Source organism: Planctomycetota bacterium (assembly GCA_035574235.1).
In the GTDB taxonomy this organism is placed as follows: domain Bacteria; phylum Planctomycetota; class MHYJ01; order MHYJ01; family JACPRB01; genus DATLZA01.
Map to the genome: position 1 here is coordinate 1 of DATLZA010000062.1, position 14598 is coordinate 14598.

11 protein-coding genes are annotated in these 14598 nt (G+C 69.0%); 6 read left to right on the plus strand and 5 right to left on the minus strand.

The genetic code is table 11. The annotated features are described in order from the left end of the window. Window positions 1-131 precede the first annotated feature (131 nt). The gene (locus VNO22_05120) at window positions 132-3791 is read left to right on the plus strand and encodes a serine/threonine-protein kinase (protein ID HXG60728.1); all 3660 of its coding nucleotides are present in this window, start codon (window positions 132-134) and stop codon (window positions 3789-3791) included. 7 nt (window positions 3792-3798) lie between these two features. Here VNO22_05120 and gatB read toward each other — a convergent pair whose 3' ends face one another. From gatB to pyrF, 4 genes are all read right to left on the minus strand, one after another. Continuing rightward, a complete protein-coding gene (gene gatB / locus VNO22_05125) occupies window positions 3799-5229 on the minus strand; it encodes an Asp-tRNA(Asn)/Glu-tRNA(Gln) amidotransferase subunit GatB (protein ID HXG60729.1) in 1431 nt (476 codons plus the stop codon). A 61-nt stretch (window positions 5230-5290) separates the two neighbouring features. Further along, the gene (locus VNO22_05130; protein HXG60730.1) at window positions 5291-7429 is read right to left on the minus strand and encodes an O-antigen ligase family protein; all 2139 of its coding nucleotides are present in this window, start codon (window positions 7427-7429) and stop codon (window positions 5291-5293) included. Further along, window positions 7422-8426 (minus strand): MraY family glycosyltransferase, encoded by a 1005-nt coding sequence (locus tag VNO22_05135; protein HXG60731.1) that lies wholly within the window; start codon window positions 8424-8426, stop codon window positions 7422-7424. Before VNO22_05135 ends, VNO22_05130 begins: the two co-directional genes overlap by 8 nt. Further along, complete coding sequence (gene pyrF / locus VNO22_05140) at window positions 8423-9307, minus strand: orotidine-5'-phosphate decarboxylase (protein HXG60732.1); 885 nt, start codon at window positions 9305-9307, stop codon at window positions 8423-8425. The genes VNO22_05135 and pyrF overlap by 4 nt, the downstream gene beginning before the upstream one ends. 142 nt (window positions 9308-9449) lie before the next feature. On the opposite strand from pyrF, the gene VNO22_05145 reads away from it, so the two are divergent. The 5 genes from VNO22_05145 (at window position 9450) to VNO22_05165 (ending at window position 13549) form a co-directional block, all read left to right on the plus strand. After that, window positions 9450-10919 carry a type II secretion system protein GspG gene (locus VNO22_05145; protein ID HXG60733.1) on the plus strand — a complete coding sequence of 490 codons (1470 nt, stop codon included), beginning with the start codon at window positions 9450-9452 and terminating at the stop codon, window positions 10917-10919. A 28-nt stretch (window positions 10920-10947) separates the two neighbouring features. After that, entirely contained in the window at window positions 10948-11484 is a 537-nt protein-coding gene (gene hpt / locus VNO22_05150; protein HXG60734.1) for a hypoxanthine phosphoribosyltransferase, read from the plus strand. Then, window positions 11481-12122 carry a CehA/McbA family metallohydrolase gene (locus VNO22_05155; GenBank protein ID HXG60735.1) on the plus strand — a complete coding sequence of 214 codons (642 nt, stop codon included), beginning with the start codon at window positions 11481-11483 and terminating at the stop codon, window positions 12120-12122. The genes hpt and VNO22_05155 overlap by 4 nt, the downstream gene beginning before the upstream one ends. A gap of 66 nt (window positions 12123-12188) precedes the next feature. Continuing rightward, on the plus strand, window positions 12189-12914 hold the full coding sequence (locus VNO22_05160; GenBank protein ID HXG60736.1) for a PIG-L deacetylase family protein: 726 nt from the start codon (window positions 12189-12191) through the stop codon (window positions 12912-12914). Window positions 12915-12958: 44 nt separating this feature from the next. Further along, entirely contained in the window at window positions 12959-13549 is a 591-nt protein-coding gene (locus tag VNO22_05165) for a hypothetical protein (GenBank protein ID HXG60737.1), read from the plus strand. A 36-nt stretch (window positions 13550-13585) separates the two neighbouring features. On the opposite strand, the gene VNO22_05170 is transcribed toward VNO22_05165, so the two are convergent. Beyond that, window positions 13586-14598, minus strand: a 1013-nt coding sequence (locus VNO22_05170; protein ID HXG60738.1) for a prenyltransferase/squalene oxidase repeat-containing protein, incomplete at its 5' end; no start/stop codon positions are given.

Here is a 14598-nt window from a genome sequence, read left to right on the forward strand (position 1 = left end):
CATGGGGCGCGGCTATAATTCAGGCAACTGCGGATTTTCCGGGCGATTGCGGATTCGGGAGCGTTTTCCACATAGAGCCGGGCGGGGAAGGGCCTTCCTGTCCCGGATACATCGAGGATGGGGAGTCGCGGATGACGGGAGCGCCCGCGGGCGGATCGAAGGACGATTATTCGTTCGGTCAGGTCGCGATCCGGGAGAATTTCTGCACCTTCGAACAGGTCAAGGAGTGCCTGGACATCCAGACCAAGCTTCGGGGTCTCGGGATCGAACCTAAGAAGCTCGGCGAAATCCTGATCGAGAAGGGGTACCTCACTCCCGAGCAGGCGGTTCAGATCGTCAAGCTCCAGGCGCAATCCACGGCCTCCGTGAAGTTCTCGATTCCCGGCTACGAGCTTCTGTCGAAGATCGGCCAGGGCGCGATGGGGACGGTCTACAAGGCCCGGCAGGTTTCGATGGACCGGATCGTGGCCATCAAGATCCTCTCCCCGCGGTACTCGAAGGACCGGTCCTTCGTCGAACGCTTCGTCCGCGAGGCCCGCGCCGTGGCCAAGCTCAACCATGAGAACATCATTCTGGGCATCGACGTCGGCGAAGCGGGAGGGGTCCACTACTTCGTGATGGAGTACGTGGACGGGGTTCCGCTGAGTTCCGTCCTCAAGCGCGAAGGCCGCCTGGACGAGAAACGGTGCCTCACGATCGGCCTTCAGATCGCCCGGGCCCTTTCCCACGCCCACAAGCACGGGATCGTTCACCGCGACATCAAGCCCGAAAACATCATGATCGCCTCCTCGGGTCTGGCCAAGCTCTGCGACCTCGGGCTGGCCAAGCAAACGAAGGGGGACGCCGGCGTCACGATGGACGGGACCAGCGTGGGCACCCCGAACTACATCTCGCCGGAACAGGCGCGGGGCGAGGAGAACATCGACACGCGGAGCGACATCTATTCCCTGGGCGCGTCCCTCTATCACATGGCCACCGGGAGCCCGCCGTTCTCGGGATCCAACCCGATGGTCGTCATGACCAAGCATGTGACCGAGTTTCCGGAGCCGCCCCGCAAGCGCAATCCCGCGCTCTCGGAAGCGTTCAGCGCGCTCATCCTGCGCATGATGCAGAAGCGGCGGGAGGATCGGCCGCAGGATCCCGACGCCCTCATCGCGGAGATGGAGCGGGTTCTGGCCGGGCAGGCGCCGGTGCCGGCGCCCTCGGCGGAGCGCCGGCCGATCTCCGTCGTTCAGAGGCCGGCCCTCGAGCGTCGCCATCCCACGACGCATCATCGGGTTTCCCGCCTTCAGGGCCCCGCGTCGCGCACGCCGGCCGTCGTGGCCGCGGTCGCGCTGGCGGCGCTGGCGGCGGTCTTCTTCATCTTCCTGGGCGGGGGCGACGCCGAGCCGCCTCCCGCTTCCGCCGCGGCCCGTCCCGCCCCGCCGGCCAAGGCTCCCCCGCCACCCCCGCCGCCGGCCGCGGATCCCGCCGACCGCCTGCGCAAGGATCTGGAGGCCTTCCGCGAGCTGGCCGAGGCCCAGATGCGGCGCGACGACCCCGAGCGCTTCACCGGACCGTATCGCACGATCCTCGAGCAGATCGAGCGCGCGCGGAAGAATTCGGATTTCGCGGCCCAGAAGGCGTGGCTCGAGGAGCAGACCCGCTTCGAGGAAAAGGTCAACCAGGCGATTCTGCAGACCGAATGGCTGCCGCGCAAAAAGCGCGTCGATGAGCACTTCGCCGCCGGCCGATACGCCCAGGCGTTGACGGAGCTTCAGGCCCTGGACGAGGTCTACAAGTGGCTCGCCCGCGGGCCGGCCTCCCGGAAAACCAAGGCGGGAGAGGAATGCGACGAGTACCTGGAGCGCGTGCGGCGCAGCCTCGAGGAGTCGACCCTGAGCGGCCTGGAGCGGGTCGAGCGGCTGTTCGCCGATCCGGCCCAGCGGCGCGAGGCCTACCGGCAGCTCGATGCGCTCGTCGTGTCCGCGCCGCCCGCTCAGAAGGAGGATCTCGAAGCGCGCCGCCGGGACCTTTTCCGGCGCGAGCTCGGGGAGATTCTGGGTTCGTCGCCCACGCCGGACCGGATCCGCAAGGCGCAGGAACGGCTCGCGGAGCTGCGGGCGGCGCACAAGGAGAATCCCGCGGCGATCGCGGCCCTGGCGGAGGAAGGCGCGCGGATCTCCGGGCAGGCCGGCCGGTCCGTCGCCGATCTGTCCGCCCAGGCCGCCGCGGCGCGGGCGCAGTTCCGTGGACCGTTCGAGGAGGCGCTTCGGAAGAGGGACCTTCCGGCGGCGCGGAGGCTTCTGCATGCCCTTCTGGGTTCCCGGGAGGCGGAGCCGCTGGCGGCGCTGCTCCTGCCGGCGGCGGTGGACCGCGCGCTCGCTCAGGCGTTCGCCGATCCCGCCCGGACGGCCCCGGTGGACGCGCGGCGGCTGGTTCAGTCGATCGAGGCGGCCTTGGCGGCGGGAGCGCCGCCCGGGCCGGCGCGGGAAACGGCGCTCGACCTTCGCACGGCGGCCCTTCTGGAGGATCTTCTCGAGCAAGCCCTGGAAGGCGCCCGTGCCGCTTCCCGGGACGCCAACCGGTTCAAGACGGGTTTCTCCTCCGCCCTGAAGGACGCGGTTTCCGCCGAGCCGGCGCCGCGCAAGCCGGGGGAGCCTCCGGCGCTTCTGGTGACCGTGGCCGGCGGAGCGGCCCGCACGGCCGTTCCTCTGACGCCGGTCGCGGGTCGTTCCGGACCCGTGCTGACGGAGGAGGATGTGGTGGCGCTGGCGCGACGCGCCCCCCAGGCGGCCGGGGACGATCATTTCGCCCTCAAGGCGTGCCTGTTTTTCTTCTTCGCCGGGAAGTTGCCGCAGGCGCGGGACTGGTTCGACCAGGTGCCCGCGCCCCAACGGGTAGGCCTGGAACGCCTGGCGGAGGCGCTGAAGGACGTTCCGTCGGGACGCGAGGAGGAAACCGCGCGCGCGCTCTACGAGGAAGCCTACGGGCTTTTCCGGAAGAAGGACGAAATCGGCGCCGCGCGCAAGTTCCGGGAGTGCGTCGAGAAGTACGGCCACACGGAGTACATGAAGAAGCCCTCTCCCGTCCTCGGCAAGAGCCGTCTGGAGATCGTGGAGGAACTCTTCCCGACACCGGGCCGTCCCCGCGGCGTTCGCCCGGAGCTGCGCCGGCTCTTCGCCGCCTCCGAAGTGAAGGAGGTCGGCCGCAACCGCGTCGAGGTCGTCTACACCTTCAAGGACGACCGCGAGCTTTCGCTGTTCTCCGTGGGCGAGGGGGTCGTGACCGCCACCCGCGTGCCGGGCGGAGTTCAGCTCTCCGGGTTGGGGATGTGGTACTGGGCTCCTCCCCTCAAGGGAAACGTCACGATCGAGGCGACCTTCCGGATTCAGCAGGAAGGCTCCTTCGGTCTTCTGGTGCATGGGGAGGGGGGCCGCGCCGGTTACATGGGCGTCGTGGATCTTCCCCTGGGCCAGGGGCAGGGACCGCTCGACGCGATCTTCAAGCTCCCCGTGGGAGAAGGGGCCCAGGCGTTCAACGCCATTCTCGCGCAGGGAGGGCGCGGGGAGCTTTCGCTGGTGCGCGGTTCGGGCTCCAACCAGGCGAGTTTTGCGCGGGAAGGGACGCGCCTGCGCCTGTCGATGGCGCGGGGCGTTCTGGAGACGGATCACGCCCAGTTCTCGGAAGGACGCGCCGGGTGCGCGCCGCTGTTCGGCACCGTGATCCTGGAGCGCCTTCGGATCGTAGGCGAAGTGGACGGCGCCTGGCTCGACGCCGAGCTCAAGAAGCTCGAATCCGTGGGGAAGTGATCCGTGTTCAGGACAGCAGCCGCTTCAGAATTTCCTCGGCCAGCTTCGGGTCCGCGCGTCCCTGCGTTTTTTTCATGACGCCGCCGATCAGCGACTTGAGCGCGGCGGCCTTCCCCCCGCGGTAATCCGCCGCCGCCTTGGGGTTGGCTTCGATCGCCGCCCGCGCCGCGGCCTCGAGGTCTTCCGCCCGGCTGACCCGCGCCAGCCCGCGCTCCCGGACCACGTCCCCCGGGGCCGCCCCCCGCTCGACCATCTCCAGGAACACCTCCTTGGCGCTGGCCCCCGTCAGCGCGCCCGATTCGACCAGCCCGATGAGCTCCACGAGTCCTTTCGGCGTCGCCCGGACCGCCTCGGCCGGAATCTTGCGCTCGTTGAGGATTTTGTTGAGCTCGTTGACGAGCCAGTTGGCCACGGGCTTGGGCTTCCCCGAAAGCCGCGCCGCCTCCTCGAAGAAGTCCGCCATCGCCCGGTCTCCGGCCAGAATCTTCGCGTCGTAGTCGCTCAGGCCGTATTCCCGCGCGAACCGCGCCCGCTTGGCGGCCGGAAGCTCGGGGATCTGCGACCGCACCCGGTCGATCCATTCCGGCGACACGCGCACCGGCGGAAGATCCGGCTCGGGAAAGTAGCGGTAGTCGTGCGCCTCCTCCTTCGAGCGCATCGGGCGCGTCACCCCGGCCTCGGCGTCGAAGAGACGCGTCTCCTGAACGATCCGTTCGCCCGCCTCGATCGCCCGGACCTGGCGGGCGAACTCGTATTCGATCGCCGCCTTGGCGAACTTGAACGAGTTGAGGTTCTTGATTTCCGTCTTGACGCCCAGCTTCTCCTCGCCCTTGCGGCGGACGGAGAGATTCACATCGCAGCGGAGCTCTCCCTTCTCCATGTCGCAGTCCGAAACCCCGGCGTACTGGAGGATCGCCTTGAGCGTCGTCAGGTACTGGTACGCCTCCTCCGCCGAGCGCAGATCCGGACGCGTCACGATTTCCACGAGCGGAACGCCGGCGCGGTTAAGGTCCACGAAGCTTCGCGTCCCGCGCTCCTCGTGAATGAGTTTCCCGGCGTCCTCCTCGAGGTGGGCCCGCAGAATCCCGATTCTCCGGCCGCCTTCGAGATCGATCCACCCGTCGCGGGAGAGCGGAAGATCGTACTGGGAGATCTGATAGTTCTTGGGGAGGTCGGGGTAGAAGTAGTTCTTCCGGTCGAACTTGGTGAACTCCGCCACCCGGGCGTTGAGGGCCAGGGCCGCCCGCATGCCGAGCTCGAAGGCGGCGCGGTTGAGGACGGGGAGCGATCCCGGGTGGCCCAGGCAGACGGGGCACACCTGAGTGTTCGGAGGCGCTCCGAACCGGACGGGGCAGCCGCAGAAAAGCTTGGTCCGGGTCTTCAGCTGCACATGGGTTTCCAGACCCGCGACGAGTTCGTACGCGTCGAAGTTCGCCACGCAGGGGTTCTCCTTGAAGTCGCTTCAGTATAGCGATTGGCCGGGGGGCAATCACGGGTCCTTACGGCGCCCGGGCCTTCCGGCGGCACTCGGCTTCCTGGTCGGGCGACAGTCTGAGGTGTTCCTGCGGGAAGGGTTCCGCAGCCGCCCGCTCGCTCAGGCGGAGCGCTTCCGCATATTCGCGCCGCGCTTCTTCGGCAAACCCCTGTTCGTCCAGGAGACGGGCCAGCGCGTATCGGGGCCGCGCGGCGGTAGGGTAGAGCTCCACGGCCCGGCGGGCGTGCTCCCGCGCGAGGCGCGCGTGCTCCGCGGCCCGGGCGCGCGCGAGCGCTCCGGACCGTCCCTCCGCGAACGCTCCGAACGCGCGGTGCAGGGAAGCCTTCCTGTCGTGGAGGGGCGACGACCGGGGACGCAGCCGAAGCGCGCTCGTCAGAGCCTCGAGCGCGATCTCCTCATGCTCCGACAGTTCCTGGACCAGGGCCGGGTCCGTGCGGGAAGAAGGATGCTCCCGGAGCGTTTTCCAGAGGGCGAAGCGGCCTTCCGCGTGGAGCGCGTACGCTTCCGATGCCGCCGGATTGTGCCGCTCGGCCGCCTGAGCGTGCCGCACCGCCTCCGGCGCATCGCCCCGCAGAAGCGCCCGGCGCGCCGCTTCGAGTTCCCGATCGGCCGCCAGCGCCCGGGGAGCCGCGGCGACCAGAAGCGGGAGGGCGACCAGCAGCGTCAGGACGGCCGCCGCGGCGGCCGCCCCGCGGGGAAGATTCAGGGGCGCCGCCCGGCCGGCCAGGAGAAGATTGAGTCCGAGCGCCAGGAAGAACGCCGCCGCCGTGCCCCATTCATAGAGATCGAACTCGACCGTCATGTGAAGCAGGAACGCCAGAAGGCCCGCCGCCGCCCCGAGGCGCGTCCAGGCGGCGTCGCCGGCGGACCATGCCCGGCGCGACGGAGCCGCCAGCCGCCAGGCCCAAGGCCAGGCGGCCGCCAAAAGAAGCGCCGCCTCGGGCGGAAGAGGCCCTCCGGAAAGCCACGCCAGGAGAAAACCGGCCGCTCCCGCCGCCGGCCAGATCCATGTTCCCGTCTCCGGAGGGTCGGGCGCCGGGATCGCCTCGCGCCGGAGCGCGCGCGACAGGACGAATCCCACGAGGGCCAGGAACGACAGCAGGCCCGCCGCGCCGGTTTCCGCCAGGAGCTGGAGATAGTCGTTGTGAACCTTGGTGCTTTCCTGCTGCACGTCGGACTTGAGCTGCGTGAAGCAGTCTTCGTAGTTGTCCAGTCCGACGCCGAGGATCGGCGCCCGGGCGGCCGTCCGCACGGCCGCCTCCCAGTAGACGCGGCGGCAGTGCATCGAAGCGCTGGCGGAGGCGAGCTTCTCGAGGAGCGGGCCGAAGATCGTCAGGGCCAGGAGGAGTACTCCCGCCGCCCCGGCTCCGGTCACGAGCGCGGCGCGGCCCCGGCGGCGCGTGAGGGCCAGACCGGCGAAGGCCGCGCCGCCCGCCGCCAGCGACACCCAGGCGCCCCGCGATCCCGTTTGCGCCAGAGCCGCAATTCCCAGCGCCGCCCCCGCCGCCCAAGGGGTCCACGCGCGCGGACCCGCCCGTCGCACATCGAGCGCCGCCCCGGCGGCCAAAGGGATCGTCAGCGCCAGAAATCCGGCGAACTGGTTCGGACCCAGGAACGTGGCGAAAATCTCCCGGCCCCGGACGCGCGCCTCGAGGTCCCGCGTGAGGGGGCCGAGGGTGCCGGGGTCGTAGTCGTCGAGCAGTCGGGGGAAATAAAAGAAATACTGGGCGAACGCGTAGAGCGCCAAGAGCGGAAGGAGCGCCAGGAACGCCGCCACCATATCGGCTTTCCGGAAGGATTGGATCGCGCCGACGAGCAGGAGCGCGAGGGAAAGGAATCCGAAGGCGCGTTCCAGGGCCGGCAGGAGATGGGAAGCGCTCCGCGTCGAGGCCAGGACGGCGATCGAAAACGCCAGGAGAGGGAACTCGATCCCCGTCAGAAGCCACGTTCCGCCGCCGCGGAGGGTGTGGGCGAGAAAAGCCACGGCGAGAGCCAGCCAGAAGAGAAGGTGAATCAGGAGGTTGAGTCCCGTTCCCGCGACGGCTCCGCCGACGGCGACGCGGAGGATCAGCCCCAGGGCCGCCAGAAAGAGCGCGGTCCGGTCGAGGAGGCTCGCGGACCGGGGCGCGGCGGGCTCAGTCATGGCGGGCCGGGCGCTCCAGAAGGACGATCAGGCCGAAGGTCAGAAGGAGCTGCACGAAGACGAGCGCCGCCGCGTCCGCGGGAACCTGGTAGAGGAGGGCGGCCGAGGCTCCCGTGTAGGCGGTCAGGGCGTAAACGGCCAGCACCGCGGAGCGGCGGGAAAGCCCCAAGGCGGTCAGCCGATGGGCCAGATGATTCGTGTCGCCGCGGAAGAGGGGGGCGCGCAGCCTCAGCCGGATCCACACGACCCGGGCGGTGTCGAAGAGAGGCACGAAAAGGACGACGAACGGCGCCAGGTACGTGACCTTGGGCCGGTACGATTCGTAAAACGTGGACGACACCAGGAGGCACGCCAGCCAGTATCCGATGAAAAGGCTGCCCGCGTCGCCCAGGAAGATTCGGGCGGGCGGAAAATTGTGCATCAGGAACCCGAGGCAGGCCCCGACGAGGCATCCCATCCAGAGATCCACCCAGGCATCCCCGACGATGAGGATGAACGAGAGCCCCGCGACGGCGGCCACACCGGAGGCCAGTCCGTCCATATGGTCGAGGAGATTGAGAGCGTTCGTCATGGCCAGGATCCAGAGGACGGTCGCGCCTCCTTCCAGGATCGGACTGACGCCGAAAAGCTGGAGGCGCTCTCCGCCGATCGTCACCCCCAGGGCCACGATCGCTTCGATCGCGAGCTTGAAGCCAGGGCGGAGGGGCCGGCGGTCATCCGAGAGGCCCAGGGCCAGGATGACCAGCGATCCGAGGGCGTAGACGACGGCCGGTTTCGGAAACGCGTCCAGAGACGCGGCGGTGAAGACGAGCGCGGGCCCGAGCAGGCCGGCCGCCACGGCCAGGCCGCCCCCGTAGGGCATGGGCTCGGAGTGGATCTTGCGCGGGCCGGGGCGATCCAGGAGTCCGACACGCCGGGCCAGCGCGCGGGCGGCGGGAACCAGGAGCCACGTCAGGGCGAAGCTGGAGGCGGCGGCCAGGAGCGTCGCGGCGATCATGCCCCCAGCACGCCGTTCAGGTCCGCCTTCATGTCCAGGACGGCCTTCTCCACGGCCTTTTCCCAGGGCAGTCCCCGATACGGCTCGCGCTCCCAGGCGAAGACGATTCCTCGGGACGAGTTGACCACGGCGCCCAGGCCGTCCGGATTGAAGCATCCTTTGAGGTCGCGGGCGGCGGCGCCCTGGGCGCCGTAGCCGGGCACCAGGAAGAACGCGTTCGGGAGAGCGGCTCTGATTTCGGCGGCCTGGGCGGGATGGGTCGCCCCCACCACGGCGCCCACGGCCGAGTACCCCGACGATCCGCGAAGGCTTTCGCCCCAGGCGGCGACTTTCTCGGCCAGATGGAGATAGAGGGGCTTCCCGTGGACGGGAAGATCCTGGATCTCGCCGGAGCGGGGGTTGGAGGTCTTGACCAGCACGAAGAGACCTCCGCCGCGCGCACGCGCCGCCTCGAGGAAGGGCTCCAGGCCGTCGGTTCCGAAGAAGGGGTTGACGGTGACGGCGTCGGACGGGAAGGCGACGAAATGGGCTTCGGCGTACGCCCGGGCGGTGTCCGGCACGTCGCCGCGCTTGACGTCGCCGATCACGAGGAGGCCGCGGTCGCGGGCGTGCTTGCAGGTGGCGAAGTAGGCGGCCAGCCCGTAGGGGCCGATCTTTTCGTAGAAGGCGATCTGGGGTTTCACGGCCGCGGCGTGGGGCGCGACGATGTCGATGACGGCGGCGTTGAACTCGAGGATCGCCTTGCCCACTTTCTCGATGTCGCGGTGGGCGCCGCGGCGGAATTCTTCGGGAAGACTTTCCCAGCGGGGATCCAGGCCCACCACGACGCGGGAGTTTTTGCGGCGGACGGCGTCAGCGAGCCGGTCGGCGAAGTTCTGCATGGCGCGCGCATTCTACGGGGGGGCGGGGCGGAATGTAAAGGGCCGCCGGGCGCTTGAACTGGACGGCGCGGGCGGGGCGGGTATAATGTCGTCCGCCATCGGGGGCCGAACGATCGTCGTCCCTGTTCACGGAGGTGGCCGCATGAAGGCGCTCTTCGCCCTGGGGCTTTTCTGCTGGACCGGCGTTCAGGACGCTCCAAAGCCCGTGCAGGGCCGGGAGGAAATCCTCAAACAGGACGTCGAGAACGCCCTCAAGAAGCTGGGTTCGGACCGCTTCACCGAAAGCTACGTGGCGCGGGAGGAGCTGGTGGAACTCGGTCGCGCGGCGGTTCCCGCGGTGGTGGCGGAGCTTCAGAAGAAGGACCTGACGCCGGCGGTGAAGCGCGCCCTGTGCGAGATTCTCGGGCGGGTGCGGGACCCCCGGCCGGAGGTCGTGCAGGCGCTCGTGGCGCGTCTGAAGGACACGGACGAGTACGGCACGTCGATCGCGGCCGCCGCGGCGCGGGCGCTGGCGGCGGTCGGGGAACCTTCGGCCGCGCCGGCGCTTCTGGAGGCGCTCAAGTCGCGGACCGTGGAAACCGACCGGGTCCTCAAATTCGAGTCCATCCGCGCGCTCGGCATCCTGCGGGTGCCGGAGGCGGCCGAGCCGCTCCGGAAGGCGCTCGAGGACAAGAAGGCCGCCTCGGTGAGCGACGACGATCCGGACGCGCATCTTGTGGCGGCGGCGGCGGCGGACGCGCTCGGCCTCATCCGGGCGCAGGACGCGGTGGACGATCTGGGACGCCTGCTGGCGGACCTGACGCCCAATCCCGCCTCGGGCCAGTCGCTGGGCGTGCATGCGGCCCGGGCGCTCCAGAGGATCCTCGAGCACGAGCTGCGGGGGAAGGCGGCCAAGGATGAGCCGCGCGCGGGAGCCCTTTCCGGGGATCCCGAGGAGGTCCGCAAAACGCACGAAGCCTGGAAGTCCTGGTGGGAGGGGCGCAAGGCCCGCAAAGACATCGAAGACACGCGCGGCCGGATCGCCAAGATCGCCGCCGCGATCGAGGCCTACAAGAAGGACCAGGGGAGTTATCCCCTCATCCTCGAACACCTCAAGACCAAGCCCGAGGCGGCCAAGACCTGGCCCAAGGACGGTTACTATTCCGGGGAGCTCAAGGACGCCTGGGGCCGCGCCTTCGTCTACCGGCAGCCGGGCACCGGAGCGGATTTCGACGTCGTCAGCTACGGCAAGGACGGCCGCACGTGGGGGGCGGGCGACGGGGCGGACCTCTGGAACCACGACCAGTGGAAAGAGGCCAAGAAAGCCGAGACCCGCAAGGCGATCGAGGAGGCGGTCAAGACGATCGAGCAGTTCAAGGCCGACAACGACCGCTATCCGGAGAAGCTGACGGATCTGGTGACCAAGCCCGCCTATCCGCTCAAGAAGTGGCCCGAGAAGGGATATCTCCAGGCGGTCCCCAAGGACGCGTACGACAATTTCCTCGTGTACCGGGTGCCCGGCACCGCCGGGCAGCCTTACGATCTTCTGAGCCTGGGCGCCGACGGCGCCGAGGGCGGGACGGACGAGAACGAAGACCTCTGGAATCACGACAAGCGTCCCGCGAAGAAATAGCCGGGGCGGCGGGCCGGTTCCTCCGGGCTTGCGGGTCCTCATTCCGGAGGAGCGGCTCCGAACCCGGGTTCGGGCGCTCGGGCGGCGGATCCGGACCGACTATCGGGACCGCGAGCCGATCCTCGTCGGGGTCCTTCAGGGCTCCTTCGTTTTCATGGCGGATCTCGTGCGCGCCATCGACCTTCCGCTGCGGTGCGATTTCCTGCGCGTCTCGAGTTACGGGGCGGCGGCGGAATCTTCCGGCCGGGTGCGGCTGGTTTTCGACGCCGAAGGTTCCCTTCGCGGGAAGGACGTCCTTCTCGTCGAAGACATCGTGGACACGGGATTCACGGCACGCCGCGTGCTGGGAATGCTGCGGGCCGCCCGGCCGCGGAGCCTCCGCCTGTGCGCGCTGCTCGACAAGCCGGACCGGAGGAGGATGCCCGTGCGGATCGACTACCGGGGGTTCCGCATTCCGGACCGGTTCGTGGTGGGATACGGCCTGGACTTCGGGGGCCTCTACCGCAATCTTCCGTACCTGGCCGCGCTCGACGGCGCCGATTCGGGGGTAGAATTCAGGCGGTGATTCTGGACCTTCACACGCATACCCGGTGGTCCTTCGACGGGTCGATGGACCCGGTTCAGCTCGTCCGCGCGGCGCGGGCGCGCGGCCTGGACGGTATCGCGGTGACCGATCACGACGAGATCGAGGGGGCGCGGGAGGCGCGTCGGGCGGCGGGAGGGGATCTTCTGGTCATCATCGGCGAGGAGGTCGGGACCGACGCGGGCGACATTCTGGGGCTTTTCCTGCGGGAACGCGTCCGGACGCGCGACCCTCTCGAGGCGGTGCGGGCGATTCACGAGCAGGGAGGGCTGGCGGTTCTGGCGCATCCCTTCACGAAGAACGCTTCGGTGGACGAACGCGTCGCGCGGGCGGTGGACGCCTGCGAGGGCTTCAATGCGCGCCATTCGCGCGGGGAGCCGGCGGACGAGCGGGTGGCCGCGTTCGCGCGCGCGTACGGCCTGGCGCTCACCGCGGGGAGCGACGCGCACGTGGTCCGCGACGTGGGGCGGGGCCGGACGATCGTTCCGGCCGCGTCGCTCGAGGAGGCCCGGGAGCTGATCCGGCGGGGCCATACGGTCCTGTGGGGCCGCCGGGCGGGTCCGTTCGACCGTCTGGCGCGTGCCGCGCGGCGGTTTTTCCGGAGACTTGGGGAAGCCTGAAGCGCGATTTCGGCTCAAGAAAATCGTCCGGCCTGCCGATATAAAGCCGGACTGAGAGAGGGGGCCTTGGACGGATTCACGCGTTCCTTTCTGGCCCGTCAACGGCTGCTCGTCGTGGCTCCGCATGCCGACGACGAAACGGCCGGCGCCGGGGGCCTGATGGCCCGCGTCAAGGAAGCGGGCGGGAAGGTCTTCGTCATGGTGCTTTCGACGGGGGATCTGGTCCACTTCGACGCCACGGGGAAGAAGACCCGGAAGGCCACCCGGCGTCAGGAGCTGGGGGAGGCCATGAAGGTTCTCGAGGTGGACGACTGGGAGATCGTGTACGAAGACACGTCGCTTCATCTGCGTCTGGAGACGCTGCCCCGGCGGGAGCTCACCGAGCAGATCGAACGCAAAGCGCGGCTGGCGACCGAGAGGACGCGGCCGACGATGATCGTTCTTCCGGCGCCGAGCTACAATCAGGACCACGAGGCGGTGTACAAGGCCGGGATCACGGCCTGTCGCCCGCACCTGGCGAGGATGAAGGCGTTCCAGAACTTCGTCCTGGTGGCGGACGCGCCTCAACTGACCTGGGGGGCGTCGTTCCCGTTCCGGCCCAACTTCTACGTGGACATCAGCGGTCCCTATCTCGAGCGGAAGCTCAAGGCCTATGCGTGTCACCGGTCCCAGATCCGGCCGGAGCCCTCTCAGGCGGGATTGGGGGCGCTGCGGCTTCTGGCGGAAGCGCGGGGAAGGGAGATCAGCGTTGCGGCGGCCGAGGCGTTCGAATGCCGCCGCTTCGTCGTGTAAAGAAGGGTTGTCTGCAGAGTCTTTTTCGAAGGGGAGGGAGAGCCATGAACTGGATGGCGGCTCTGGCGCTGTCATGGGGAACCGGCGGGGATCCGGCGGATCGGCTTCCGTCGATCGCGGAACTCGAGTGGCAGGAGAAGGAAAAGGCCATCGAGATCGACGCCCCGATCGGGGTGGAGGTCTTCGCGGTCTGGACTCGGTTCGACACGGGGCTCAAGATCGAAGACCATGCGGGAGTCGGGGCGGATCTCCAGTTCGGCTGGGACTACGGGGTGACGACGCTGTGGCTTTCCCTGGGATACGCCGGCTGGGATACGGAGAACGATGAAGACGAGCTGGCCGCGGCGGAAGTCCGCATCCGCCAGTACCGGGCGGGGCTGAGCACGTACTTCTCCTGGCGGGTCCTGGAGCTGGGCGTCGGCGCCACGGCGGGGCTCTATCGTTTCAAGCGCCGGCACGAGAACGACACGTCTCCCTTCGTGGAGTTCGAAGGGTCGCTGGGCCTTCGGCCCGTGCCCGCCGTGCGCCTGGGCGTTCTGGGGCTGGCCACGCACACGCAGTCGAGCTTCAACCGGGAACATACGCATCTTTTTCACAACTACTCGATCGGCCCCTTCGTCGAAGTGCGGTTCTGAACGAGCGTCCGCGATTCGCTCTTCCGAATCGGGCGGTCAATCGCTTCCGCGCTGGTACAGGGGCAGGGTGCGGTAAGGAAGCTGGAGCATCTGGAGCGCCAGCGCCGTTCCGAAGGCGTCCCCATAGGAGACGCTCTCGCCGTTCGTCCAGGCCCCGGTGCTCCTGTTCTGGGTGGCCACGAGGTCTCGGCGGAGGGCCGGCCACCAGCGCTCCCAGTACGTCCCGCCCGCCTGGTAGCAGGCCAGGGTGGCGTAATAGTTGCCGTAGAAGTACCACCCGCCCCAGGCGCCCATCGCGGCGTTGTTGGCGCCTCCGCCGGGGAGGGTGCGGACGATCGAGTCCAGTCCCTTGCGGAGTTTGGGGTGCTCGTAGGTGCCCAGGAAATTCAGCACGCTCATCCCCGCCGCGGTCAGCGCGAACGAGGTGTGGCCTCCCGAGGTCAGGCTGTAGCGCGTCTGTCCGTTGGCATCGGTGGACTTGTCGATGTACTCGACGGCTTTCTGGATCGTGCGGAGGCTGACCTTGATGCCCGCGCTGCGGGCCGCGCGGAGGGCCTGCACCTGGGTGACGGTGACGGATCCCTCGTCGTAGCTCGGGTTCGGCTCGTAGTTCCAGCCGCCGTTAGGGCACTGGGATTGTTCGATGAGACGGACGGCGGCCGTGAGTTTTTCCTTGAGCGTTTCGGCGTCGAAATCGGGGGTTTCCCCCACCATGCCGTAGCACTCGGCCAGGAACATGGTGGCGTATCCGTGGCCGTGCATGCCGGAGCCGCCGACCCCGCGGGCCTGGCCCTCGTTGATGTATCCGCTGCGGCCGGCGCACTTCAGGACGTAGGCGAGCGCCTTGCGGACGTTCTCCCCGTAGCGCGAGCGGCCGGGAATGTGGCCGCCGGCCAGGAAGGCCATTCCGGCCAGCGCGGTCGTGGCCACGGGCGCGCCGCCCGATCCGTAGGAGCCGCTCGGATTCTGGGCGCGGGCGAGGAAGGCGAGGCCGCGCTCGATGGCGGCCTCGACCTCGGGGGTCATTTCGGGGGAGGGGGGCCGGTCGG